Consider the following 24,157-nt stretch of genomic DNA (forward strand, 5'->3'; position numbering starts at 1 on the left):
GTAGATATTTTTTTTTAGGTTTGGTCCGTTAATTTTTAAATCAACAAACTAACTAATCAACTAATTATTAATTTATGAATTTAAGAAAGCCTATTGATGTACTTGTTGCCGAATCGGCAGAAAGTGGCGAAGGCACTCTCAAACGTACCTTAAGCAACAAGAGCCTTGTTGCGCTGGGTATTGGAGCAATTATTGGAGCAGGTTTATTCTCTTTAACAGGTATAGCTGCTGCAGAACATGCCGGACCCGCTGTAACATTATCATTCGTATTGGCTGCCGTAGGCTGTGCTTTTGCGGGATTATGTTATGCTGAATTTGCGTCGATGATACCTGTTGCAGGTAGCGCCTACACCTATTCTTATGCAACCATGGGCGAATTTATGGCCTGGATCATTGGCTGGGATTTAGTGCTGGAATATGCACTGGGTGCCGCTACGGTAGGGGTATCTTGGTCTGGATATTTCAATAAGCTTTTGCATGAATTTGGCTTAGAGTTACCGCTCTATTTAACCAAATCATTTGCCGAGGTTGAGGGCGGAGGTATCAACTTACCCGCCATTGTTATCGTTTCATTGCTTTCTTTATTATTGTTGCGTGGCACAAAAGAGTCGGCAAGCCTTAACAACTTCCTGGTAATTGTAAAGGTGAGCGTCGTGATTTTGTTCATCGCCTTGGGATGGAAATTTATCAATCCTGAAAACCACACGCCTTACATTCCTAAAAACACTGGTGTTTATGGCGAATTTGGTATTTCTGGTATTGCTGCTGGCGCTGCATTGGTATTTTTTGCGTTCATTGGTTTCGATGCCGTTTCCACTGCTGCACAAGAAGCTAAAAACCCACAAAAAGGGATGCCTGTTGGTATCTTAGGCTCGCTGGCGGTATGTACCATTTTATACGTTTTATTTGCTCACGTAATGACCGGCCTGGTTCCTTTTGAAATTTTCAAAGGCGACGCTTCTCCTGCGGCCACAGCCTTTAAAGTAACGGGTTACAGTTGGTTACAAATGGGTTTAATCATTGCTATTTTAGCAGGTTACACCTCGGTAATCTTGGTTATGTTAATGGGTCAATCAAGGGTATTCTACACCATGTCTAAAGATGGTTTGTTGCCAAAATTCTTTGGCAGTATCCACGCCAAATATAGAACTCCTTACAAAACCAACTTGTTTTTCATGGTATTTGTGAGCTTGTTTGCAGGCTTTGTTCCGGTTACCGATTTGGGCCACATGGTTTCCATCGGTACTTTATTTGCCTTCTCTTTGGTATGTATTGGTGTAATGATCTTACGTAAAACCGATCCCGACAGAGCGCGTCCGTTTAGAACCCCTTTAGTGCCACTGGTACCTATTTTGGGAATCTTGGTGTGCGTGTATCTAATGTACTCGCTACCTTTTGAAGCTTGGATCAGGTTAGCGATCTGGATGGCTTTGGGCGTTGCGATCTACTTCTTCTACGGCAAGAAAAACTCTGTCCTTAGAAAAAGAAACGAACAAGGACTTTAATCTATAAAGACTTTACATATAGAAGCCCCGTACATACGGGGCTTTTTTTATGCCCTATAATTAATTAGCAAAGGTACTCCCTTCACTATCGGATACTCCAGTCCTGCTTTCGCTCATAGTCCTCGCTCGCTAATGTTCGCTAACGCTCTCAAAGCTCACTGTGGGCTAATCCGCTCAATCAGGTTTATAAAACTAAAAGCTCTGCACGGTACTAACCCCCTCATTCTTAACAAAAAATTAATCTTCAAAATTCCAATTTATGTATTTTTTTCCCTAACATTAAGGACACACAAATTGAAATCTTATATTATGAAAAAACAATTTTTAACCGCTATTGCGGTTACCTTGTGCCTTTATGGCCATGCCCAAACAGAAAAAGGCAAAGTAGTGATTGGCGGAAGCATAGGCTTCGGTTCAACAAATCACAAAGCGAACTCGGAACAAAAAGTAACTTCTTTTAACTTAGGTCCATCCACTGGCTTTTTCGTAGGAAAGAATGCTTTATTAGGTATCGAATTAAGATATTCTTACGAGAAAAGAAATCCTATTAAAGTAATTACGGCCGCAAATGGCACATTCATCACTAATGAAATTGGAGGAGATAAAACCCATAATTACCTCATTAATCCTTTTTTCAGGTACTATTTAGATTTGCACGAGAAGATCAAACTGTTTGGGCAAGTAAATGCAGGTGTAATGTTAGGTAACACCAAAGAAATTATACCCATTGGTCCTTACAGCAGAGATGGAAAAACAACCAGCTATTTAGCGGGCATTCAACCAGGCATTGCTATTTTCCCCCATAAAAACATCGCTATTGAATTAAAGGTTGGGTTATTCAACTATTTTAATCAAAAGTTTAGCGGCACGGATACAGATGCTAATGATTACCGCATTCATCAATTTTCTTTTGGAAGCGATTTAAATCAGCCAAGATTAGGTATTAACTTCCATTTTTAATATTCATTACTTACACGCTTCTTTTTAGAGGCTTTAACCATCCTTCGTTACACGCTGTTTGTAACGAAGGATTTTTATTTTTCAAGCTAGCTCGCAGTTACTCCAACTTCAGTTCTAAATCGTCTTCTTCACTTTTTTATTCTCCCAATTTTCTTCAATTTTGTTGTATTCATATTTATGCCACCCGAGAAAAGAAAAGCCCCCATCCGAAAAGTAAATCCAAGACCATCCACTCCAAGGAAAAAGAAAGGTAAACCTTTTCCAATGGCTTTAAAAGTGGCCATTGCAGGCTTATTGCTTATTCTGCTATCTCCATTTTATTATGGCTACATTCTAAGTGGCTTTGTATCTGCCTGGCGCTGGGTGAAAGATTATGGGCAGGACCCCAATTACAGAACCTACCATAGCTTCAACATCAAAATACCCAAAAAGCATAGCGTGCATGGTATTGATGTTTCTTATTATCAGGGCAAAATTGACTGGCCTATGGTAAAAAAAATGAAAGAGGATGAGGTGAAGATCAGTTTTGCATTTATTAAAGCTACCGAAGGGCTTTTACTGGTTGACCCTTATTTTAAACGTAACTGGCGAGAGGCGCCCAAAGCAGGTTTAATGTGTGGCGCTTATCATTTCTTCAGACCCAAAAAAGATGGAAAAGCCCAAGCTAAATTCTTTTTGCAGGTAGTGAACATCGAGAAAGGCGACTTACCTCCTGTGGTAGATATCGAAAGTTTGGATGGCATTAGCCCTGCTAAAATGCGATTGGAGCTTTCAGATTTCATCAACTATGTGGAAATGAAGACCAAGGTAAAACCGATTATTTATACAGGCCTAAAATTTTATAAAGATTACCTGGCTGGCGAATTTGAGGAATACCCCCTTTGGATTGCACACTATTACCAGCCTAAGTTGAACCTGGATAAAAAGCTCTGGAAATTTTGGCAACATTCCGACAAGGCTAAAATTAATGGTATTGGCCACGTGGTAGATTTTAATGCCTTTAATGGAGATAGTACGCAATTGGCCAACATGCTGGTGAAATAGCTCAGCGCTAATTATACATCGGCATTACTGCCTTTACAAAAAAAACCTTTTCAACGCAAAAAAACATCTCTCTTTACCCCTCTTACAACTTTACGGAATTAACTGTATTTCAGAATATTAACATTATTTCTTAACTTGATTTTTATTTACTTAAAACATTTAAACTATGACTAAGAAAAATCAAATTTCGGCAGAAATTACTGCTGCACAGACTACCGCCGTAATGGAAAACATCAACAGTATTAACGAGACCCTAAAACATGCGCTGACCATCAACCTCACCAACGATGATAGGTTGCACATGTTAAAAATGGGCGACAAAACGCTAGCGTTTGTGCAAAAGGCATTGGAATATGCTGTACAAAACCAAACCCTGTGCCCAGTATTCCTAGACTTATCAGAAGCCCAAAAAGACTACAGCCTGGCTGCAGGTTTACAAGCGATCAAACAAAAAGTAGCTGCCTTGTTAAGAGCCATAGAAGATGCTGAAATGGTAGCCGGCGGCGAAGCCTACGATGCCGCGCTCATTTTCTATAACTCTGTAAAAGGAGCCGCAAGGTCTAACATTGCAGGTTCGCAGGCCATTGAAGACGATTTAAAGCTCCGTTTTCCAGGCAGAAGGAAAAGCACCTTGCCTACAGTGTAGTAGTTTAGCACAAAAGGGTCGACAATGTTTGACCCTTTTGTATCTGAGCCCTTTGTAGCTCCATTAATCCCCCACTAAGGTTCAACATTCCTTCTCTAAGCTTCTATAATGCTTGCCAAAGGTTCGGCTTAGGTGCTTTGAGAAGCAATTTGCACTTCATACAAGAAAAGTTTTCTTCTCCGAGAAGCAATATTGCTCCTTAAAGAAGCAAACTTGAAGCTTTTAGGAGAAATTTGCACAGATAACAAGAAACATTTCCTTCTCCGAGAAGCAATATTGCCCATTGAAGCCTCTCTTTGGATTGTTTTATAAGCAATATTGCTTGTTTAACAAGCAATTTCCTTTGTTTAAGCTATTGGTTATTGACATTTTTGAGCACCTAATACGCTTTAATTTCAACCATTAAGGCATTAAGAGACATTAAGTTTTGCTGGATGTTAATTACCTTCATTTCTTAATGTTTCATTTTTTTAGATATAACCCGAACAAAAAATCCCCAGCAACCTAAGCCACTGGGGATTTCTCTATCTCTAATTTCTTAATTCTTTCGTTCTACTTCCCTATCCATCTCCGTCATGTTCACGTTGGTTGACTGGGAGAAATCGTCCAAAAGATAGTTATTGAAATAATCAGCCAAGCGCCAGAACATGTATTCGGTCATATCGCCAAAACCATGACGTTGACCAGGCACAATGATAAAATCGAAACGTTTACCTGCTTTAATTAGTGCATTAGCTACCCTGATACTTCCCGCCGGGTGTACATTATTGTCAATATCGCCATGCATCAACAACAAATGTCCTTTTAGGTTTTTAGCCAAATCTGGGTTTTTATCAATCGAATATTTGAAAGAAGTATCCCCTTTTAGGGAAACGATTTCTTTCACCCCGTGGTGTTTTTCGCTCCACCAACGGTTGTAAATACTGTTATCGTGGTTACCCGCCGCAGAAACCGCTACTTTAAAGAAATCTGGATATACCAACATGGCAGCAGTTGACATAAAACCACCTCCTGAGTGTCCGGTGATTCCCACTTTATTGACATCAATAAACGGATATCGATCTGCTAATTGTTCTATCGTTGCTTTTTTATCAGCCAAACCGTAATCACGTAAGTTTCCGTAGCCATAAGTATGGTACCATTTTGAACGTGCCGGGTGACCGCCTCTATTGCCTACGGTTACTACCACATAGCCCAATTGCGCCAAACGATCCATTCTGTCCATGCTGCGACCAAAGGATTTGTTTACCGCCTCGGTTTGTGGGCCTGGATACACATACTCAATTACCGGGTATTTTCTGGTTGGATCAAAGTTGAAAGGCTTGTACATTACCCCGTACAAATCGGTTACGCCATCGTCGGCTTTTACTTTAAAAGGTTCAGGAAATTTATACCCCGCAGCCATCAGCAAAGATAAATCAGTGGTTTCCAACTCCATCACTTTGTTACCGTTGTGGTCATACAAAGTAGATTTTGGGGCGGTGTTTACCCTTGAATAATTGTCTACAAAGTAACGGCCGGCATCGTTCATGCTCGAAGCGTGGTCAAAATCGCCAGCGTTTAACAATTTCAATCCCGAACCGTCAAAATTTACACGGTACAAATGGTAATAGTAGGGGTCTTCTTTAGCTTCACGACCATTGGCCGTAAAATAAAGCACCCTAGCTTTCTCGTCGATGTTTACAATATCCTCGCAGTGGAAAGAGCCTTTAGTGATTTGGTTTTTCAGTTTACCATTCTCGTCAAACAGGTAAAAATGTCCCCAACCATCACGCTCACTCCAATGGATCAGTTCCTTACCGCCATTCACCAAACCTGGGCGTTGTACTTCCACATAGGTATTGAAACGCTCTTCAATTAATGGTTTTACGGTACCAGTGGCCACATCTACCACGCAAACATCAATACGTTTTAAATCGCGACTGGTGCGGCCCAGGTAAAATTTCCCATTGTCACCCAACCAAACTGCCGGACGGAACTCGTTATCTCTGTCCGCGTTTAACGCCGGCTTGCTGTAAGTATTTAAACTTTGGTCTTTAAAAGCTGCAACGTTTAATTTTTTACTGGTTTTTTGGGCGAAATTGAACAACCAAACCTCATCTTGCGGTGCTTCGGGCTCGCCTGGCATTTGGTATTTGTAGGTTTCTAAGGTTGGGCGGCCAGCACTCACGCTATTAATTACCCAAAGGTCTTTAACTTTTCTGCTATCAGAACGTTGTATCACAAAGTATTTCGAATCTGGCGACCAAAGCACAAAGGCCCTTCTGCGCTTTTTATCGTTCTTAATAATTTCTTCGTTGTTCTCGCCGCTACCGTCGCTTCCAAAAGCATAAGATTTCACCCCATCTTTTGTTAATTGATGCTCTACAATGGTACTATCCTCCTCATTTTTTAGGGCCTTTTGATAATTGGCTTTGTCCATCCAAAACAGGTTGTAATTACGGGTGAAGATGATGGCAGACGAATCTGGCGCTACCGCTCCCCAATTTGGTTTTGCCTTAGCTCTTTTAAAGTTTTTAATTTCTGTCAGCTTTTCGGTAGCCAGTTCATATTGAAACTTAAAGATTTTCTTCTGCATGGAGTCGGCAGCCTTTTTGTCCTTTCTGTCGGGCTTCACTTCGTCGATAGTACTTTTTATCTCAAAGGTTAAGGCTTTCTCATCATTGCTGAACTTCAGGTTCTCTATTGGCAAGTGTTGGGCATCAAATGGGTCACGGGTAATTAAGGTAATTTCCGCTGCCAGCTTAGCTGGATCAAAAAGTTGTCTTTTATTTCTCGAAGCAGGCTCAACAATGTACCAGTTTTTCCCGTTAGGTGTTTCATATTCGTACCAAAAACGGTTGCTTTGTTTTAACCAATGCGGATCAACACTGGTAGAATAAATCATTTTCCGCAATTTACTGGGCGAAAAACGGGCCGCCATTTGGTAATTGGCTTTTTGTGGTACCTGAAGCGTTTCTGTAGTGGTAATTGTTTTGGTTTGTGCATGAACTGCCACCCCTGAAAACAAACCTAACAGTGAGAACAAGTAGAGTTTTTTCATGTATTTAGTTAGTTAAGTAATGGAGATTTGAATGAGCTAATTTAAATCAAAAAGATGTGAGCGTAACAGTTTTTATGTAATAATTGAGTGAGTTTCCACCTTTACTTTCATTCATATTTGGAATGAGGCAAATATTTATCAACACCGCTACCTATTTTGATGTTATTGCTTAGTTTTGTTCGTATTTATAGCACTTTATGAAAAGATTTTTCTTGCCTCTTATGGCATTGGCATTGATTTACGGAGCTGGATGCCAATCGAAATCACAAACGGCTCAAACCAGCGAAACAAAGGACAGCGTAGCTAACGTGGCCGGCACCGAACCCTCTGAAAATCAAAGTGCCCCTATTGATACTAAAAATATTAAGGTTGCAGATGCCAAAACGATTTTGGATAGGCCACAAGTACCTATCCTTTGTTACCACCAAGTGCGTAACTGGAGAGCTACAGACGGCGCTATGGGCAAAGATTATACCGTAGAGATACAAAACTTTAAAGACCAGATGAAAATGTTGTCGGACAGTGGTTATCATACCATTTTGCCTGATCAGCTTTATGCTTATTTAAACGAGGGCAAGGCGCTTCCAAAGAAACCTATTATGCTTACTTTTGATGATACGGTTTTAGATCAATATACGGTGGTTAACCCAACCCTAAAGAAATATGGGTACAAAGCTGCTTATTTCATCATGACGGTTTCTATTGGCAAAAAAGGCAAGTTTGTAAATTACATGAGCGCAGAGCAGATTAAAGAACTTGCTGACGAAGGCAATACCATTGGTAGCCATACGTACGACCATAAAAACTTTAAAAAATACGCCGGTAAAGATTGGGAAGAACAATTAGATAAACCAACCAAAAAACTGGAAGAAATTACTGGAAAAAAAATCGAGTACTTCGCTTATCCATTTGGTTTATGGAACAAAGAAGGCTTTCCAGAGTTAAAGAAAAGAGGCTTTAAAATGGCTTTCGCCCTGGCTGACAAACGTGATGAGAATGATCCTTTGATGTGCGTTAGAAGAATTATTGCCAGCGGCCATTGGAGTCCTAAAACTTTGCACAATAATATTGTAAAAAGTTTTTAAGCATTACCTTACATGAAAAAATTGATAATTGGGGCATTCATTTGCCCCATTCTTTTTACCGCCTGTCAATCTTCATCAGGCGAAACCAGTTTAAGTGCCGCTACCAAAACTACCAGCAGCTTGTCTGTTGCCACAGCGCCCGAAACCGACACGTTAAAACCTGCTGATGCTGCAACTATTTTAGCCAAAAAAGAAGTTCCTGTGTTGTGTTACCACCAAATAAGGGAATGGTTACCAAGCGATGGCAAACGAGCGAAAGATGACATCATCTCTCCTGCTAAATTTAAAGAGCACGTTAAAATGTTGGCCGATAGCGGGTACCAATCCATACTTCCCGACCAACTTTACGACTATTTGCTTTACGGCAAAGCACTCCCGGAAAAGCCAATAATGTTCACTTTTGATGATACTGATTTGGATCAATTTACCGTGGCCTATCCTACCTTAAAGCAATACGGTTTTAAAGGTGTTTATTTCATCATGACGGTCTCCATTGGCAAAAAAGGAAGAATTGCCTACATGAACGCAGCGCAAATTAAGGAACTTTCTGACCAGGGCAATGTAATTGCCAGTCATACCTACGACCATAAGAACTTTGCCAAGTTTAACGACGAGGATTGGAAAACACAGATTGACGAACCTACCCAAAAACTGGAAAAAATCACGGGTAAAAAGGTGGAGTATTTCGCTTACCCTTACGGAGTTTATAAAAGTAGCTTGTTGCCAAAATTAAAGGAACATGGTTTTAAAGCAGCTTTCATCCTATCGACCAAAAGAGATGAAAATTATCCTTTGTACACCATTAGGAGAATTATAGATCCGGGGAATTACACGGCCCGAAACCTATTGCACAGTATTAAAAAGAGCTTTAAGTAAGGGCTGTTATTTGAAGCAATTAGAGCAAGACCAGCTCATTATTAGAAATGCAAGACCTGAAGTGCCCCCTTATGTAACTTACCATTTAAGTAACGCTGGAAATGGCTTGGTACCTATTATTACTTCCATGGCCAAGTGGGCTTTTAGGGATATCAATGGAGCGTTTAAACAGGGAGAGTTGAGATATGCATTTGTAATTTCTTGTTATCTAAAATCTTAGCTCCCATCTTCGTTATATTACGCTGAATTCAATTAATATTTCACTGAATATCAATTCTGAACAAATACCCCCAAATATTTCGCTTTAAGATTGCTTCATTCTTCGCAATGACGCTCTCTTTTTCGTCTTTGCGAGGAGGAACGACGAAGCAATCTCATTCTACACAATATAAAGGCAGTTTAATTGATAAAACTCAGGGTAATAAAAGTTTATCTGCTAAGCGATTTCCTGAATAAGATACGTTTTTCCGTTAAAGAGTACTTGCTCTCCCACGGGTTTTCCAATAAACAATTTGCCAATAGGCGATGCAGCCGAAATAGCAAAATAAGTTTTACCTTCCAGCTGTAATTGGCCTGCACTGATACTGATGTAAAAATTCCCCTGGTTGGTAATCAACAAACTACCATTTCGAGCAGTGTTTGCACCACCTATGTCTTTCAACGATTGCAAGATAGCTTTTTGCTGTTGCGCATCAGCCAATAACTGTTTGTTGCGGTTAATGTCCTGTTGAGCCATCTCACGACCTGTTTCAAATTTATCTCCTGCACTACTTTTGGTATCGTCCTGGCTAGCTTCTTGGGCCTGCAACAAAGCTTCGTTAGCGGTAGCAATACGCTGTTCTATAAAATTTAAGCAGAGCTGATAAAGTTCGTTTTTTAATTGCATCAATTGGATGGTTGGTTTTTTGGTTGGTTAGTTGTTTAGGAGCTACAGCAAGGGAGAATATCGAATATTCTCCCCAACTGAATGTTACAAAAAGATTGTTATGCTTCTATCCATTTCACCTTATCGGCCATTGGTGTACGGTTGGCTTCACGTGCTTCGGCATTATGGTAGCCCATATAAAACAAACCATAGCATTTTTCATTTTCCGCCAAACCTAAAAAATCTCCTAAGTGGTCAATCAATGGAGGCGAACTCCAGTAGCCCCCCACATTTAAAGCTTCCGCAGTTAGGGCCATATTTTGTACCGCACAAGCTACGGCCGCAATTTCTTCCCAATTTGGCAGTTTGTCTTCATGAAATTGGATATTGATGGCAACAATCACTTCCGCTTGCGATGTTTTTTGTCCAAAACTGTCGTATTTTTTCTGAAGGAACTTTTCGGCGGGAACGGTCTCTTTATAAATCCTACCCAACTCAGCCCCCAATTTTGCTTTACCTTCTTTTCTGATGACGGTGAAGCGCCAAGGTTGCGTTAATTTATGGGTTGGGGCATAATTGGCACTCTCTAAAATCTCCTCAATTATGGATTTAGGAATTTCTTGTTGTATGTAGCTTTCAGGAAAAATACTTCTCCTGTTCTTTATAATTGTCGATAAAATTTCTGCTTTTGAACTCATTTTCAAAAATAACATTTTACGTATAGCATTAATGTTTAGCATTTGTAAAATTGAAAAATCTTATTATTTGAATAATATTTATTGAAAAACAATAAATATTTATTTATATTTGAAATAATCATTTTAAACTCATAACCATGTCGAAAACAAATAACTTGGTATTTTGGGGCTTATACATTGTTGCTTGGCTCATTTTTGTTGGCTTGGCCATTGAAGCGGGAGGTTTAGTCGTAAATTTCCTTTTTAGCCTGTATAAACCTGAATTTGTCCAAAACCTTTATCAGAAGTTGGACTTGTCTGAAATATATAATGACAGTAAATTAGTCTTTTTTAATATTTATAGCTTCATTCTGATCATTTCAATCCTAAAAGCTTATCTATTTTACGTAGTTATCAGGCTAATGCATAAAATGGATTTATCAAAGCCGTTTAACACTTTTGTTGCGAAACAAATTTCACAAATCAGTTACTTTACCATTTCAATTGGACTATTAAGCTATATTGCCAGACATTTAGTTAAAAATTTAATGCACCACGGTTTTATCGTCGACAACTTAAACCAATTTTGGACGGACAGTCAAGCCTTTATTTTAATGGGAGCTGTAATTTATATTATTGCTACCATTTTCAAAAAAGGAGTAGAAATCCAAAATGAAAATGATTTAACGGTATAAAGTATGGCAATCATTGTAAATTTAGATGTAATGATGGCAAAGCGAAAAATGTCGCTTAATGAACTGTCAGAAAAAGTTGAACTAACACTTTCCAATCTTTCTATTTTAAAAACAGGAAAAGCAAAAGCAATACGTTTCAGTACCTTAGAAGCCATTTGCAAAGCCCTAAATTGCCAGCCAGGAGATATTTTAGAATATGTAGAAGAATAGCTAATTTAATTTGAGCTGTTTTCTGATCTGCTTCACCTTGGCAAAAAAGGCAATACTCTCTCTATCTACCAGATAAGCCATTGTTTGTGAAAGTTCGTCCTTGATCCATGGGTGGGCCGTATTGAAATTGGCCAGAATATTTAAGCAGTGCGACTTGATTGCTACGGGCACCTCCTCGTCAATTAGCCAACTAAAAGTGGTTTCTACCAGTTTTTCGGTATCATAGCTTTCTAAAATTTGCTTTATTTCTGGCAATGCATTTTTTTTAGTTATCAGCGCCAATATTTTGGAAAAGTGACGTCGTGCCGATAGGTTATTTTGCTTTGGAAAAACACTGAAGAAATAGGCAATAAACGGCACAAAATTTCTTGGGCTGTTTTCATAGATGTTCTCTAAAATCCAGGCTGCCCTGAAAGCAATTTTCTCCTCTGGATGAAAAGTGAGATCAATAATATCCTTTATTGCGATTCCATTTTGTATAGAAATTGCAGCCAATTTGTTTACCTTGCTTTTTTGAAGCGTGGTTTTAATTTCATTGATCAATTGCTCCTTCATCGCAGTAACGAAATTAACAATTGTAAGCTTGCCACAAAAAAAGACTTGCAAAAAAGCAAGTTTCGGATTTTATCAACACGTTACCGTTGGGATATTTGTATAATTTTAAAGCACATGAAAACGCAACAACAACTTAACTACGAAAGAATAGCGAGAGCCATTGATTATATCAGTACCCACTTCAAAAACCAGCCTGATTTAGAGGAAGTGGCAGAAAATGTTAATCTAAGCCCCTTTCATTTCCAACGTTTGTTTACAGAATGGGCCGGCACCAGTCCGAAAAAATTTTTGCAATATGTAAGTGTGGGCTACGCCAAACGGTTATTGCAAGCAGAGCAGGCCAATTTGTTTGATGTGGCTTTTGAAACGGGGCTTTCGGGAACCAGTAGACTACACGATTTATTTGTTAACATAGAAGGCATGACGCCAGCCGAATATAAAAACGGTGGTGCCGATCTGGTTATCAATTACAGTTTCGCCAGTACTCATTTTGGTGATCTGTTGGTGGCTTCAACCATCAAGGGGGTTTGCTATATGGCTTTTTATGAAGATGAAAATCAGGCACTGGAGTTATTGAAAACTAAATTCCCTCATGCCAATTACAAGCAGCACTTAGATACGTTACAACAAAACGCCCTATTCATTTTCCAAAATGACTGGTCGAAGCTGCAAGATATTAAACTACATTTAAAAGGCACCGATTTCCAGTTAAAGGTTTGGGAAGCACTGCTCAAAATCCCCATGGGAAAACTTTCTACCTACGGTAAAATTGCCCATCAACTCGGAAATCCAAATGCCTCCAGAGCAGTGGGAACGGCCATTGGAAGTAATCCCATTGCCTTTCTCATTCCATGCCATCGCGTAATCCAAAGTAATGGCTCATTTAGTGGCTATATGTGGGGCACAACCCGTAAAACGGCCATTATTGGTTGGGAGCAAGCTTTTGTTAGTGGTTAGTGGTTAGGAGCTAGGAACTAGGGGTTAGGGAATTGATGAGTCCGTTAAGTATTTTTGCGATTTTTTCCGATTTTAAAAGAAGTGCTTTAAATCTGATTTCGTCTATATAGTTTAACCTTAAGGCGAGATAAAGCATTGATTTCACTTCACTATTGGATGCTAAAGCGATGTAGGAGAACCTTCTAAATTCTGGGTTTGTTCCCCTATCAAATCCTTCAGCAAGATTATTTGAAATTGAAATACAAGCTCTACAAATTTGATTTTTGAAATCCCAATCGTTATTATTTTTAAAATCTTTGTAAATAACCACAGCAAAATCTTGCGCTTTTTGCCAAGCTATCATATCTTCAAAACATTTAATAGCCATAGGTAGTAGTTTATCATAAGTAAAATTAAAAATAACAAATTATGATGTATTTCCCTAATCCCTAGAAATCAATACCTAACTACTAATTCCTAACTCCTAGCTCCTATTCACTAACCACTAGCCACTAACCACTAATGACAGACCTATTCAATAACGAACGTAACGCAATAACCAATCTTCTTCCAAAAGAGGGAACAGTGAACTACTACGGCAAGGTTTTTAGCAAAGCAGAAGCTGATTTTTATTATCATCACCTGATGGACCATATTGCTTGGGAAAACGATCAAGCAGTAATTTTTGGAAAATTGATCGTTACCAAACGTAAGGTGGCTTGGTATGGGGCAAAACCTTTTGAATACACTTATTCCAAGGTAACCAAAACGGCTCTTCCCTGGACACCTGAACTTCTTAAACTGAAACAGCAGATTGAAATTGTTTCTGGCGAAACTTTTAATTCCTGTTTGTTAAACCTGTATCATGATGGCAATGAAGGCATGGCTTGGCACAGTGATGGGGAGAAAGACCTGAAGAAACATGGAGCCATTGCTTCGGTGAGTTTTGGTGCCCAAAGAAAGTTTTCCTTTAAGCACAAAGTTGACAAGAACAATATCTCCCTAAGTTTAGCTCACGGCAGCTTATTGATCATGAAAGGCACTACTCAAATACATTGGCTGCACCGCCTACCTCCTACTAAAAAAGTGGTGGGTCCAAGAATAAACCTAACCTTTAGAACCATTGTAGAAGCTTAGTGGTTGCGCAATTTATTCATCCTTGCTTTCTCACCACTGCTGTAATTGGTTGTTTTAGCATTGCTTTCCTTCTTTTTCTGAAACGCAGCCTCCCTAAAAGCTTCTTCCTCCGCCTGCTGGCGTTCTAGCTCTTTTGCTCGCTTGGTTTTCTGCTTAGTAGCCTTACCCATGTCCTCAATTTTGAGGTCTTCAGGTAATTCCGCTTCGTCTAATTTATGGCCAAGCGCTTGTTCAATTTTACGAAGTTGAGGCAACTCCAAGTCGGTAATAAAGTTCAAGGCTACCAAATCCACCTCATCCTTTTTAATCACCCTGTTGATATAAAGCATTTTGTCTTCTGGTAACTCAAAATGAATGATAAAAGGAATGTTGGTCAAACTTGTTTCTTCATAGTTTTCATTAGCCACAATGAGCACACGAGCCTTTTCATTTACTTTAAAAGCTTCCAAACTTTCAAACCCCGCTTCGTCAAAAAACAGCGGTTTGTAAACGAAAATGTCATTTGCCTTGCCATCAAATAAATCTTTTGACAGGGTTTGGGCTGTTAACCGGGTATTTACAAAAACCACTACTTTATCAAACACCTCAGTATCTTTCAGTAATAGATTTAGCAAATTGAGCTTAGTACGGAAATTAGGTACCTGATATACCAATTGAGAGTAGGTTTCTACCGCTGTTTCCGCAAGTTCCTCCACTTCAACTACTGCTGGCATAAACATAAAATCAACGATCATTTTATCCAACCTGTCGTGCATCACTTCGGTAAACACCAAGTGTTGGCATTTCTGAATGCTGTTGGCCAGCTCATTGATCGGCAGTTGCAAGCCTTGTTTCACCATATCTGCCGCATCATCAACCACCATCATCTGGATTTTATTGGTATTTAAGCCCAACTTCAGATAAATAGCCCTGGCTCTGGAAGGGATGGCCACAACAATATCTACGCCATCGGTCAGCTCCTCTACCTGCTCATCAATAGGCGTATCCGCATGAATGCCCACTATCCTGAAAGTGCTATTTCGGTTCAATTGGTTAAAAGCTTCTATTACTTCCAACACCTTTTCTTTGGTAGGCACCAAAATAAGTGCCCTGGGAGCATCTCCTCCGCCCGTTTTTAAGCGCATTAAAGTTGCCAGTACATAAGTGGTTGTTTTACCGCTGCCCTCTGGGCCAATGGCTATAAGGTCCTGTCCGCCCAAAATACGGGACATGGTTTTTAATTGCATTTCCTTTGCCGACAAATGCCCCTGGGCACTCATGGCCGAAACCAATGGCTTACTTAACTTTAACTGCTCTAACGACACGCTTAAAAATTTAATTGAAGGGCAAATTTAAGGATATTAATTGTTTAACAGCAAATAAGCATTTAATGAACTTTTATTTCCAAAGCTGTAGCGTTTTTAAAAATGGCTACGTATAGGCAGATGATTAACTGATTTATGGATGTTGTTAAAATGGTATTTAAATCATTTTACACAAGAAAGAGGTATATAGCTTATTTTTATAGCCCTTGGAAGAATTATTTAGCCCAAACAACAGATTAGTGCATGCGTGAAAAGCAAGGCCTTAATGAGCTGATATCTTACTGCAAACAGGGAAACCTGCGTTATCAGGAATTACTGTACAAACAGTTCTATGGCTATGCTTTGGGTATTTGCATCCGTTACTTGAATAACCGGGATGATGCCTTAGAAGCTGCAAATGACAGTTTTATCAAAGTGTTCAAATCCATTGGAAGTTTTAATGAGGAGCATGATTTCAAACCTTGGTTCAGAAAAATTTTGATCAATACTTCGCTGGATCATAAAAGAAGATCGATGCGTTTTAGCGAGGCATTGGAACTTACGGACACTATTCCGCAAAGCATTCATACTTCGGTGATCGACAAACTTAGCGCTCAGGATATTTTAGGCCTCATGAAACATTTGAACGAATTACAGCGAACAGTTTTTAACCTTTATGAAATTGACGGCTATTCGCACAAGGAAATAAGCGGCATGCTCAACATCCCCGAAAGCTCTTCGAGAACTTATTTGACCAGGGCGAAGCAGGCTTTACAACAATTATTAGCAAACCACTCCATTTACACAAGATAAAAGCGATGAAAGCGAGTGACGAAGAACTGATAGCACAAATAAAAGTCGTTTTTAACGATTACGACGATGGCCTTAGCGAACAGGGCTGGGCCAATCTGCGCAAAAAATTTCCTGAAAAGGAAAACAAAAAGCTACCTATTTGGTGGCTAAGTGGTATTGCTGCAAGTTTACTTTTGGTAGCAGGATTATACTTTGGAGAGGTATTCAATACCCAAAAAACAGTTTTACAGCTGAGCAAGCATAAAAAGCACGAGCCTGTTGGCAAACCCTCTACTGACCATATTAAACCACAAAATGACTCGGTTTTTGAAAACAATACGATAGCTGTTGAAAATACTCCTATTACGCCTAAAGTTCGTCAACAAGCTAGCCCAGCTATTGAACCAATAACCATCCATACAGAAGCGCCCCTTATGGCAAGCAATGCTCCCGTTACTGTTAAACAGCCAGACAAGAACATGGATACAGCTCCTATTGGGGAAACCACCGCCCCTCCTGTAGTGGTTGATCATGGCAATATGACAGCAACCGCCAAAGTTGAAAACAAGCAAGCTACCGGGGCTACCTTAATAGAAACGCCTAAAAATACAGCGGAAAAAGAAAACCCCGCCACCAAGTTATCTACACAAGAGTTTTTAAATAAGGAAAGCGAAAGGTTAGCTAAACAGCAAAACAAAAACGGAGAAAAAAACAATACTGCAAATACAACCATTGACGTATTTACGGGGACTTTTTTCAACTATCACGATAATAATGACGCCAAGCTTAGCGCTGGAGTGGGTTTAAATGCCAATGTAAAAGTAACGAAAAACCTCGTTTTTAGTTTTGGTGCCGGTATTAGCCAAAACAAAGTAAGTTATGAAAACAAAGTTCCAACGGAGGTTTCTAGTTCAATGTTTTCGGCTAAGAATAGTGGCTTGAGTTTAGCACCTTCTTCAACGGTGTATTCGGCAACGGCCACCAATGATGTTAGCTTTAACGGACAGTTATTAACCATTGATTTGCCTATGGCGGTGAAATTTTACCCAACCAAAAAACAAGATTTCTATATTTCAACGGGAATAAACTCTACCTCATACCTCTCTCAAAAATATACCTACAACTATAATTGGAGCAATTTCATGGTTAAAAATGGAGAAGTTCAATCGCGGCAAGAAACCGAAAAACGTGCTTTCAGCGGCTTTGATTTTGCCAACAGCGCTATTATTGCCATCGGGATTAACCAAAACATAGGCAAAAACACCCTCATTTTTGAGCCTTATTATAAACCGGCACTGGGTACCATGGGCGATAAAAATTTAAGGATTAGCTCGGCCGGAATTAACCTTAAATTTAATTTTAACGGGGCAAAAAAATAAAAACAGTTGTTATCAAATACAACTACTTATTTTTGGTTGGCTTGATATTATCATTTATCGTGTGTAAAAAGGAAAATCGTTATACGGGTGCAACCATTGAAGCAACTGCGGAGGTTTATTTGTTAAAATTGAAGAAAAGCTGTTGAATTTCGAGTCTGGCCAAAAAACAAGAATAGCTTTTAAAATGTCCAGCAATGCCACTCCCAAGGAATTACCTGTGCACTATCTTCTTATGAGCAGGCTATCGAAATGACTGATGTAAAAAAGCATGAACATTTTTTGAGGAAATGGGTATCCAAAATTTTTGATACAAAAAGCTAAAATCATTTAAACTCTGTAAGTTTATCTTATCAATTAAACTTACATATTGTAAAATGAAAAAAATCATACTTAACCTATTCCTTTTAGGTTTTGGAGGAACAGTTTTAGCGCAAGATGCTATTACCTACCAAACACCATCAAAAGTGATGGCAGATTTGCTGCTAGCCAAGCCAACTCCAGGCGTTAGTATTGATAGCAAAGCAGAATGGATTTTGTTTAGCGAGCGTAATCCTTATCCTTCTATAGAAGAACTGGCAATGCCCGAGTATAAAATAGCCGGTATGCGTATTAATCCAAACAATTATTCGCCCAGCCGTCAAACTTTTGTAAATAGTTTTAGCTTAAAAAACATTAAAACAGGAAAAACAAGTGCCATCACCGGCCTTCCTGCAACCTTGTATGCTGGCAATGTGCGTTGGAACCCAAGTCAAACAAAAATTGCTTTCACACAAACGGCACCAGACAGAATTGATCTTTATGTGATTGATGTTGCCACTGCAAAAGCTACAAAAATAAACAAACAGGCTTTAAATGCTATTTTGGGAGCTGGCGTGGTATGGGTAGATGACCATACGCTGATTTACCAAACCGCTACCAAACCTGCAAGCGCTGCACCTAAACGTCCGTTGGCGCCGAAAGGTCCAACCGTGCAAGAGAACCTGGGTAAGGTAGCACCAAGTGCAACCATTCAAGATTTAATCAAATCACCTTATGACGAGCAATTGTTTGAGTTTTTTGCCACTTCTCAATTGGTACAAAACAAAGCCGGTGTAGAAACGCCAATAGGTGCACCTGCAATTTATAGTTCAGTGAGCTTATCGCCCGATAAAAACTACCTGATGGTACGTACCATTAAAAAACCGTTCTCATATTTGGTAGCTGCTTATGGCTTCCCATCAACCGTTAAGATTATTGACCGGGCGGGGAAAACGGTTAAGCTATTGGCCGAATTGCCTTCTAGCGAAGTTCGCCCCTCAGGCTACGATAACGTTCAAAATGTACCTCGTGGATTTGATTGGAGAGATGATGAAGCTGCTTCTGTTGTTTGGGCCCAACCTTTAGACAGTGGCTTAATCAAGAAAAACGTTGAGTACCACGATGCGGTTTATGAATTAAAAGCACCTTTTACAGGAGCAAGCAAAGAACTTTTCAAAACCAAAACACGCTTTGCGGGGGTAAGCTGGGGGAATGCCAACTTAGCCCTGGTTAGAGAAATTTCGAGAATTAAACAAAGCAGCAAAGTAAGTCGCTACAATCCTACTACCGGTACTTTAGAAACACTTTACGAACTAAACACTACCGATGCTTACAATAACCCCGGCACACCGGTAACTGAGAAAAACAAATTTGGCCGTCAGGTAATTTTAACTACCGACAATGGCACCAAGCTTTTATTAAACAACCCAACGGGGGCTTCTCCAAAAGGCGATTTGCCTTTCTTGGCAAAATTTGACCTGAGCACTAAGAAATCAGAAATATTGTGGCGTTGCCAAGAAGGTACTTTTGAAGTAGTTACCGATGTATTGGACCCACAAAAACTGGTGCTGTTAACACGCAGGGAAAGTAAAACTGAAGTGCCCAACTATTTCGTTAAAAACCTGGTGCTTCGTGTGGCAGATAGGCAAATCACCAATTTTACCAATCCATATGCGGCATTAGATGGCGTTAGTAAACAAAAAATCTCCTACAAACGCGCTGATGGTATAGATTTAACCGGTGATTTGTATTTGCCAAAAGGTTATAACAAAGAGAAAGACGGACCACTTCCTGTATTGATATGGGCCTATCCGCGTGAATTTAACTCGGCAAGTGATGCCGCTCAAATTAGGGGCTCTGAAAATAAATTCATCACCATTAGCTCAGGCGGCCCCATTTTTTATGTAACCCAAGGTTATGCCGTATTGGACAATGCCGAGATGCCCATTGTGGCCAAGGAAGGCAAAAAGCCTAATGATTCCTTTGTAGAACAGCTTAAACTGAATGCCGAAGCAGCCATTAACAAACTAAGTGAAATGGGTGTTGGCGATAGAAACCGGATGGCCGTGGGCGGTCATAGCTACGGTGCTTTCATGACCGCAAACTTATTGGCGCACACCAATTTGTTTAAAGCAGGTATTGCCCGCAGTGGAGCTTACAACAGAACCTTAACACCTTTCGGTTTCCAAAATGAAGATCGTACCTATTGGCAGGCGCCACAATTGTACTACGAGATGAGTCCATTCAGTTATGCAGATAAGATCAAAACTCCTATCCTATTGATCCACGGTGAAATGGACGACAACCAAGGTACCTTCCCCATTAATAGCGAGCGTTTGTTCAACGCAATTAAAGGCCATGGCGGAACTACTCGTTTTGTTTACCTGCCATACGAAGCACACGGCTACAGAGCCAAGGAAAATATTCTTCACATGATTTGGGAAACCAACAAATGGTTGGATACTTATGTGAAAAATGCTAAACCAACAACAGCAAAGTAATTAATCATTTGTATATTTAAAGGGCGGTGGAAACACTGCCTTTTTTTATCCTTTAATATTTATGCGCCATTCTCACTTTCCAAAACTTCTACTTTTCATTACCCTTTCCTGCATAGCATTTACCACCAATGCCCAAAAACGAAGCAAATTCAAAGTCATCGCATTTTTTACCGGAAAAAACGATATGGCGCATGTAAGTTTTGTAAAAGAAGCCCATCAATGGTTTCCAGAAATGGCAAAAAAATATCACTTTGAGTATGATACTACCAGCAACTGGAGCAATATGAACGCCAGTTTTTTGGCCAAATACCAAGTTGTGCTTTTTTTGGATACCAGGCCCGAAGATATTGCCCAACGCAAAGCCTTTGAATATTACATGAAAAATGGCGGTGCTTGGATGGGATTTCACTTCACCGCTTTTGCTCTGCATCAGTCGGCCTTTCCGCAAAATTGGGATTGGTATCATCTGGATTTTCTAGGCTCTGGGCAATACAGTGGTAATACTTGGCGGCCCACTGCTGCCAACCTACGTGTTGATCGTAAAAACGAGGCCACCAAAAACCTGCCCAAAATCTTTAAATCGCAACCAAACGAATGGTACAAATGGGAAAAGAACCTGCGTACCAATCCAAATATCACCGTGCTTTTGAGCATTGATACCAGCAGTTTTCCGCTTGGCACCGGGCCAAAACCACACGAAATATGGCACCAAGGGGATTATCCGGTAGCCTGGACCAATAAGAACTACAAAATGATTTATGTAAACATGGGACATAACGACATGGATTACGAGCACAAACATGGCAAAGATGTAAAAACCTTATCCAATACTTTCGACAATGAATATCAAAACAAATTCATTATAGATGGATTGCTGTGGCTTGGAACCCAAAAGAGCGCTAAACAAAAAAAGTAATTTACCCACATTATTTAACGATAGTCGTTTATATTTGCCATGCTATGGACAAAATATTAGAAATTATCAGAGCTAGCCGCAAAGCCCTGCTTGCTTTAGTTGAAGATTTGACCACCGAACAACTAAACAAAATTCCTGATGGCTTTAACAACAACCTTGCCTGGCAAATGGGCCACTTAATTGTAAGCCAACAACTGCTGTGCTACAAATTAAGCAACATCCCCTTAACCATAGATCCCAATCTAGTAGATAAATACAGGAACGGTTCCAAGCCAGAGCATTTTATTTCTGCCGATGAAATAGAGCAGCTCAAACATGATCTACTAGGTGTTGTAGATCAATTGGAAACTGATTTGGCTACCAATAAGTTTAAAGAATACTTTCCTTACACCATCAGTACTTACAGAGGTTTAAAACTCGAAAGCATTGAGGATGCAGTAAAGTTTATCGCTTCTCACGACGGCCTGCATTATGGCTGTAGCTTAATGATGAAAAAATTGGTGTAGCTAACCATTGAGCCTGCTATTGCCTGGCCTTCAACAGAACATTCTATCCTTTTCATTTGTTAAATAAGCAAATCAAAACCTAAGAACAGATGAATATTACAGGAAATACAAAGGGCGGCAATACAGATCCGGAAAAAACAGATAAAAATATCAAGCCGCTTAAAAGCATCAAAAACGAAATTTACGAGGTGAAAACCAAACAGGTAAAAACCAAAAACCCTGCCAAGCAACGGGAGCAGAGCGAACAACCTGTACATTCCATCAAAAAAGCGCCAAAGGAATAGGATTTATTACGGCACAAATCGTTATATTGGGCTTAACCACAAACCCCTCATCAATGATTGCCAGAAAGTCTCATCCTACTCTTATCCTGCTTTTTTTATTCTTTTTTGGATTAATCGGTTCTACTCATGTAGCTCGTAGCCAAAAACCTAGCGACACATCCAATAGCAATTCAGACCTTGATGTGGCTGTGTTGATCCGAGACCAACAGCAAGCAAATGTTGACTCGCTGGTTAAAGAACGTTTAGAAAGAGAGCTTAAGGCCGCTAGCGGAAATGCCCAAAAAACCTTAGAGCTAGAAAAAAAATTAAGGGAAATAGAAAGAACCGACTCGTTACGCAAAGTATCACAATTACAGGAAATTGCTACGCTGAAAAAAACCACTAAGGGCTATCCCGTAGTCTTAAACCTTGATACGCTCTTTTACATCTATACCCGCACTGGCTCCTTTGACGCTAAGGAAAGAGCGCAAGCCATTTCAGAAAAAATAAGTAAAATATATGAAGATGCATTTTACAATCCCGATTCCTTGCGGATCAACTCGCTAAACGACAGCCATGATATCATTTACAAAAAAAAGCTGATCATTTTAACCATTGGGAACCTAGATGGATTATGGTTGGGAAAAAGCAATGCTGAACTGGCCAAAGAGTATCTAAACATCATCAAGAACAGTGTAGAAAGCGAGAAAAAATCACATAGCTTAATCAATTGGGCTAAACGTATCGGCCTATCGCTATTGGTAATTTTAATGCTTATTGCCATCATCAAAATTACCAACTATTTCTTCCAAAAAACCGCTAACTACCTTGTCAATCAGAAAATTCTATTGGGAAACGGGCTTGTGATTAAAAAAACACGAATCCTATCGCCCAAATATCTTGAAGGAATTCTGCTGAAAATCAATAGCGTCGCAAAAATCATCGTCATCCTTTTGATCATTTACCTTTCCTTACCGCTTCTTTTTAGCATCTTCCCTGAAACAGAAAGTTTAACCAACACCCTGCTTAAATGGATATTAAGCCCACTTAGAGCTGCTGGCAAGGCAATTATCGATTATCTGCCAAATCTGTTCACCATCATTGTGGTCTACTTCATTTTCAGATACATTTTAAAAGCCATCAAATTTTTCTTTCGCGAAATTAGGGTGGGCAATGTCAAAATAAGGGGCTTTCATCAGGATTGGGCAATGCCCACTTTCAATATCCTAAAGGTTATTTTATATGCTTTCATGTTGGTGGTTATTTTTCCGTATTTGCCTGGCTCAAGCTCACCTGCATTTCAAGGAGTATCGGTTTTCTTGGGGATACTGCTTTCCTTGGGTTCTTCAAGTGCCACCAGCAATTTAGTGGCAGGCTTAGTCATAACCTACATGAGGCCCTTTAAGGTTGGCGACAGGGTTAAAATTGGCGAGGTTACCGGCGATGTTGTTGAAAAGACCATGCTGGTTACCCGTATCAGAACCATCAAAAACGAAGACGTTACCGTACCTAATTCCATGGTATTGTCGTCAAGCACGGTAAATTATTCTGCCAGGACAAAAAATAACGAACCCGGTTTAATTCTTCACTATACGGTAACCATAGGTTATGATGTTCCTTGGAAAAAAGTATATACACTATTGAGCAATGCTGCCTTAGCTACCATACACATCGAAAAGGAGCCCGCACCTTTTGTTTTACAAACCAACCTTGATGATTTTAGTATCTGTTATCAGATTAACGCCTATACATTGCAAGCAAATTTACAAGCTGGCATTTATAGTAATTTACTAGAGAACATTCAGGATGAATTTAATAAAGCCGGTATCGAAATCCTATCTCCGCATTACAATGTGATCCGCAAAGAAGAAAAATAAAAAAGGTTGGTTTAAAACCAACCTTTTGTGTTCCCGGCGGGAGTCGAACCCACATCATCAGAACCGGAATCTGACATTCTATCCATTGAACTACGGAAACAAGGTTGCA

The 24,157-nt window shown here is 39.7% G+C and carries 24 protein-coding genes and 1 tRNA gene; 18 read left to right on the plus strand and 7 right to left on the minus strand.

All coding sequences use genetic code 11. From position 1 onward, the window contains the following. The first annotated feature begins 74 nt into the window (after nt 1-74). From DUT71_RS10610 to DUT71_RS10625, 4 genes are all read left to right on the plus strand, one after another. The gene (locus tag DUT71_RS10610) at nt 75-1,505 is read left to right on the plus strand and encodes an amino acid permease (RefSeq protein ID WP_113662515.1); all 1,431 of its coding nucleotides are present in this window, start codon (nt 75-77) and stop codon (nt 1,503-1,505) included. A 309-nt stretch (nt 1,506-1,814) separates the two neighbouring features. Continuing rightward, nucleotides 1,815-2,465 carry an outer membrane beta-barrel protein gene (locus DUT71_RS10615; protein WP_162796026.1) on the plus strand — a complete coding sequence of 217 codons (651 nt, stop codon included), beginning with the start codon at nt 1,815-1,817 and terminating at the stop codon, nt 2,463-2,465. 264 nt (nt 2,466-2,729) lie between these two features. Then, nucleotides 2,730-3,509, plus strand: coding sequence for a glycoside hydrolase family 25 protein (locus DUT71_RS10620; RefSeq protein ID WP_240186902.1), 780 nt, complete (start codon nt 2,730-2,732; stop codon nt 3,507-3,509). Nucleotides 3,510-3,675: 166 nt separating this feature from the next. Next, nucleotides 3,676-4,155 (plus strand): hypothetical protein, encoded by a 480-nt coding sequence (locus tag DUT71_RS10625; RefSeq protein ID WP_113662518.1) that lies wholly within the window; start codon nt 3,676-3,678, stop codon nt 4,153-4,155. Nucleotides 4,156-4,693: 538 nt separating this feature from the next. Here DUT71_RS10625 and DUT71_RS10630 read toward each other — a convergent pair. Next, nucleotides 4,694-7,198: a S9 family peptidase gene (locus DUT71_RS10630; protein WP_113662519.1), complete on the minus strand. Its 2,505-nt coding sequence runs from the start codon at nt 7,196-7,198 to the stop codon at nt 4,694-4,696. A gap of 197 nt (nt 7,199-7,395) precedes the next feature. Here DUT71_RS10630 and DUT71_RS10635 point away from each other — a divergent pair, with 197 nt between their 5' ends. From DUT71_RS10635 to DUT71_RS10645, 3 genes are read left to right on the plus strand one after another with little or no spacing between them, the layout of a single operon-like run. Further along, nucleotides 7,396-8,283 carry a polysaccharide deacetylase family protein gene (locus tag DUT71_RS10635; RefSeq protein WP_113662520.1) on the plus strand — a complete coding sequence of 296 codons (888 nt, stop codon included), beginning with the start codon at nt 7,396-7,398 and terminating at the stop codon, nt 8,281-8,283. Nucleotides 8,284-8,295: 12 nt separating this feature from the next. Next, nucleotides 8,296-9,159 (plus strand): polysaccharide deacetylase family protein, encoded by an 864-nt coding sequence (locus tag DUT71_RS10640; protein ID WP_113662521.1) that lies wholly within the window; start codon nt 8,296-8,298, stop codon nt 9,157-9,159. 10 nt (nt 9,160-9,169) lie between these two features. Then, the gene (locus tag DUT71_RS10645; protein ID WP_205313913.1) at nt 9,170-9,379 is read left to right on the plus strand and encodes a winged helix-turn-helix transcriptional regulator; all 210 of its coding nucleotides are present in this window, start codon (nt 9,170-9,172) and stop codon (nt 9,377-9,379) included. Between the two features lie 216 nt (nt 9,380-9,595). Here the strand turns inward: DUT71_RS10645 and DUT71_RS10650 are convergent, their stop codons facing one another. Beyond that, entirely contained in the window at nt 9,596-10,045 is a 450-nt protein-coding gene (locus tag DUT71_RS10650; RefSeq protein WP_113662523.1) for a 3-oxoacyl-ACP synthase, read from the minus strand. 98 nt (nt 10,046-10,143) lie between these two features. After that, nucleotides 10,144-10,722, minus strand: a complete 579-nt coding sequence (locus DUT71_RS10655; protein ID WP_113662702.1) for a nitroreductase family protein — start codon at nt 10,720-10,722, stop codon at nt 10,144-10,146. Nucleotides 10,723-10,859: 137 nt separating this feature from the next. Between DUT71_RS10655 and DUT71_RS10660 the strand changes: the two genes are divergently transcribed. After that, complete coding sequence (locus DUT71_RS10660; protein WP_113662524.1) at nt 10,860-11,396, plus strand: DUF2975 domain-containing protein; 537 nt, start codon at nt 10,860-10,862, stop codon at nt 11,394-11,396. A gap of 3 nt (nt 11,397-11,399) precedes the next feature. Then, a complete protein-coding gene (locus tag DUT71_RS10665) occupies nt 11,400-11,606 on the plus strand; it encodes a helix-turn-helix domain-containing protein (protein ID WP_113662525.1) in 207 nt (68 codons plus the stop codon). On the opposite strand, the gene DUT71_RS10670 is transcribed toward DUT71_RS10665, so the two are convergent. Further along, nucleotides 11,607-12,161, minus strand: coding sequence for a hypothetical protein (locus DUT71_RS10670; RefSeq protein WP_113662526.1), 555 nt, complete (start codon nt 12,159-12,161; stop codon nt 11,607-11,609). It lies immediately after the preceding gene. A gap of 114 nt (nt 12,162-12,275) precedes the next feature. Here DUT71_RS10670 and DUT71_RS10675 point away from each other — a divergent pair, with 114 nt between their 5' ends. Beyond that, entirely contained in the window at nt 12,276-13,118 is an 843-nt protein-coding gene (locus tag DUT71_RS10675) for a methylated-DNA--[protein]-cysteine S-methyltransferase (RefSeq protein ID WP_113662527.1), read from the plus strand. A gap of 10 nt (nt 13,119-13,128) precedes the next feature. On the opposite strand, the gene DUT71_RS10680 is transcribed toward DUT71_RS10675, so the two are convergent. Further along, on the minus strand, nt 13,129-13,485 hold the full coding sequence (locus tag DUT71_RS10680; protein ID WP_113662528.1) for a four helix bundle protein: 357 nt from the start codon (nt 13,483-13,485) through the stop codon (nt 13,129-13,131). Between the two features lie 134 nt (nt 13,486-13,619). On the opposite strand from DUT71_RS10680, the gene DUT71_RS10685 reads away from it, so the two are divergent. Next, a complete protein-coding gene (locus DUT71_RS10685) occupies nt 13,620-14,234 on the plus strand; it encodes an alpha-ketoglutarate-dependent dioxygenase AlkB family protein (protein WP_113662529.1) in 615 nt (204 codons plus the stop codon). Here DUT71_RS10685 and DUT71_RS10690 read toward each other — a convergent pair. Beyond that, on the minus strand, nt 14,231-15,538 hold the full coding sequence (locus DUT71_RS10690; RefSeq protein WP_113662530.1) for a DEAD/DEAH box helicase: 1,308 nt from the start codon (nt 15,536-15,538) through the stop codon (nt 14,231-14,233). The two genes, DUT71_RS10685 and DUT71_RS10690, sit on opposite strands and share 4 nt — an antisense overlap. 243 nt (nt 15,539-15,781) lie before the next feature. Between DUT71_RS10690 and DUT71_RS10695 the strand changes: the two genes are divergently transcribed. The 7 genes from DUT71_RS10695 to DUT71_RS10725 all read left to right on the plus strand — a co-directional run bounded on the left by DUT71_RS10695 (nt 15,782) and on the right by DUT71_RS10725 (nt 24,048). Then, nucleotides 15,782-16,330, plus strand: a complete 549-nt coding sequence (locus tag DUT71_RS10695; protein ID WP_113662531.1) for an RNA polymerase sigma factor — start codon at nt 15,782-15,784, stop codon at nt 16,328-16,330. 5 nt (nt 16,331-16,335) lie between these two features. Next, nucleotides 16,336-17,688, plus strand: coding sequence for a hypothetical protein (locus DUT71_RS10700; RefSeq protein ID WP_113662532.1), 1,353 nt, complete (start codon nt 16,336-16,338; stop codon nt 17,686-17,688). Between the two features lie 374 nt (nt 17,689-18,062). Further along, nucleotides 18,063-20,486, plus strand: a complete 2,424-nt coding sequence (locus DUT71_RS10705) for an alpha/beta hydrolase family protein (RefSeq protein WP_113662533.1) — start codon at nt 18,063-18,065, stop codon at nt 20,484-20,486. A gap of 61 nt (nt 20,487-20,547) precedes the next feature. Further along, nucleotides 20,548-21,402 carry a ThuA domain-containing protein gene (locus DUT71_RS10710; RefSeq protein WP_113662534.1) on the plus strand — a complete coding sequence of 285 codons (855 nt, stop codon included), beginning with the start codon at nt 20,548-20,550 and terminating at the stop codon, nt 21,400-21,402. A 44-nt stretch (nt 21,403-21,446) separates the two neighbouring features. Further along, nucleotides 21,447-21,908 carry a DinB family protein gene (locus DUT71_RS10715; RefSeq protein WP_113662535.1) on the plus strand — a complete coding sequence of 154 codons (462 nt, stop codon included), beginning with the start codon at nt 21,447-21,449 and terminating at the stop codon, nt 21,906-21,908. Between the two features lie 89 nt (nt 21,909-21,997). Next, nucleotides 21,998-22,192, plus strand: coding sequence for a hypothetical protein (locus DUT71_RS10720; protein WP_113662536.1), 195 nt, complete (start codon nt 21,998-22,000; stop codon nt 22,190-22,192). Nucleotides 22,193-22,245: 53 nt separating this feature from the next. Beyond that, nucleotides 22,246-24,048: a mechanosensitive ion channel family protein gene (locus DUT71_RS10725; protein WP_113662537.1), complete on the plus strand. Its 1,803-nt coding sequence runs from the start codon at nt 22,246-22,248 to the stop codon at nt 24,046-24,048. 28 nt (nt 24,049-24,076) lie between these two features. On the opposite strand, the gene DUT71_RS10730 is transcribed toward DUT71_RS10725, so the two are convergent. Continuing rightward, nucleotides 24,077-24,148: transfer RNA gene (locus tag DUT71_RS10730), tRNA-Arg, on the minus strand. Between the last annotated feature and the right edge of the window lie 9 nt (nt 24,149-24,157).

Source organism: Pedobacter nanyangensis (genome assembly GCF_003313505.1).
Taxonomy (GTDB): Bacteria; Bacteroidota; Bacteroidia; order Sphingobacteriales; family Sphingobacteriaceae; genus Pedobacter; species Pedobacter nanyangensis.

Excerpts from the sequence above, each read along its gene's own strand:
- DUT71_RS10610 (WP_113662515.1), top strand. The coding sequence starts at position 75 with ATGAATTTAAGAAAGCCTATTGATGTACTTGTTGCCGAATCGGCAGAA.
- DUT71_RS10615 (WP_162796026.1), top strand. The coding sequence starts at position 1,815 with ATGAAAAAACAATTTTTAACCGCTATTGCGGTTACCTTGTGCCTTTAT.
- DUT71_RS10620 (WP_240186902.1), top strand. The coding sequence starts at position 2,730 with ATGGCTTTAAAAGTGGCCATTGCAGGCTTATTGCTTATTCTGCTATCT.
- DUT71_RS10625 (WP_113662518.1), top strand. The coding sequence starts at position 3,676 with ATGACTAAGAAAAATCAAATTTCGGCAGAAATTACTGCTGCACAGACT.
- DUT71_RS10630 (WP_113662519.1), bottom strand. The coding sequence starts at position 7,198 with ATGAAAAAACTCTACTTGTTCTCACTGTTAGGTTTGTTTTCAGGGGTG.
- DUT71_RS10635 (WP_113662520.1), top strand. The coding sequence starts at position 7,396 with ATGAAAAGATTTTTCTTGCCTCTTATGGCATTGGCATTGATTTACGGA.
- DUT71_RS10640 (WP_113662521.1), top strand. The coding sequence starts at position 8,296 with ATGAAAAAATTGATAATTGGGGCATTCATTTGCCCCATTCTTTTTACC.
- DUT71_RS10650 (WP_113662523.1), bottom strand. The coding sequence starts at position 10,045 with ATGCAATTAAAAAACGAACTTTATCAGCTCTGCTTAAATTTTATAGAA.
- DUT71_RS10655 (WP_113662702.1), bottom strand. The coding sequence starts at position 10,722 with ATGAGTTCAAAAGCAGAAATTTTATCGACAATTATAAAGAACAGGAGA.
- DUT71_RS10660 (WP_113662524.1), top strand. The coding sequence starts at position 10,860 with ATGTCGAAAACAAATAACTTGGTATTTTGGGGCTTATACATTGTTGCT.
- DUT71_RS10665 (WP_113662525.1), top strand. The coding sequence starts at position 11,400 with ATGGCAATCATTGTAAATTTAGATGTAATGATGGCAAAGCGAAAAATG.
- DUT71_RS10670 (WP_113662526.1), bottom strand. The coding sequence starts at position 12,161 with ATGAAGGAGCAATTGATCAATGAAATTAAAACCACGCTTCAAAAAAGC.
- DUT71_RS10675 (WP_113662527.1), top strand. The coding sequence starts at position 12,276 with ATGAAAACGCAACAACAACTTAACTACGAAAGAATAGCGAGAGCCATT.
- DUT71_RS10680 (WP_113662528.1), bottom strand. The coding sequence starts at position 13,485 with ATGGCTATTAAATGTTTTGAAGATATGATAGCTTGGCAAAAAGCGCAA.
- DUT71_RS10685 (WP_113662529.1), top strand. The coding sequence starts at position 13,620 with ATGACAGACCTATTCAATAACGAACGTAACGCAATAACCAATCTTCTT.
- DUT71_RS10695 (WP_113662531.1), top strand. The coding sequence starts at position 15,782 with ATGCGTGAAAAGCAAGGCCTTAATGAGCTGATATCTTACTGCAAACAG.
- DUT71_RS10700 (WP_113662532.1), top strand. The coding sequence starts at position 16,336 with ATGAAAGCGAGTGACGAAGAACTGATAGCACAAATAAAAGTCGTTTTT.
- DUT71_RS10705 (WP_113662533.1), top strand. The coding sequence starts at position 18,063 with ATGAAAAAAATCATACTTAACCTATTCCTTTTAGGTTTTGGAGGAACA.
- DUT71_RS10710 (WP_113662534.1), top strand. The coding sequence starts at position 20,548 with ATGCGCCATTCTCACTTTCCAAAACTTCTACTTTTCATTACCCTTTCC.
- DUT71_RS10715 (WP_113662535.1), top strand. The coding sequence starts at position 21,447 with ATGGACAAAATATTAGAAATTATCAGAGCTAGCCGCAAAGCCCTGCTT.
- DUT71_RS10720 (WP_113662536.1), top strand. The coding sequence starts at position 21,998 with ATGAATATTACAGGAAATACAAAGGGCGGCAATACAGATCCGGAAAAA.
- DUT71_RS10725 (WP_113662537.1), top strand. The coding sequence starts at position 22,246 with ATGATTGCCAGAAAGTCTCATCCTACTCTTATCCTGCTTTTTTTATTC.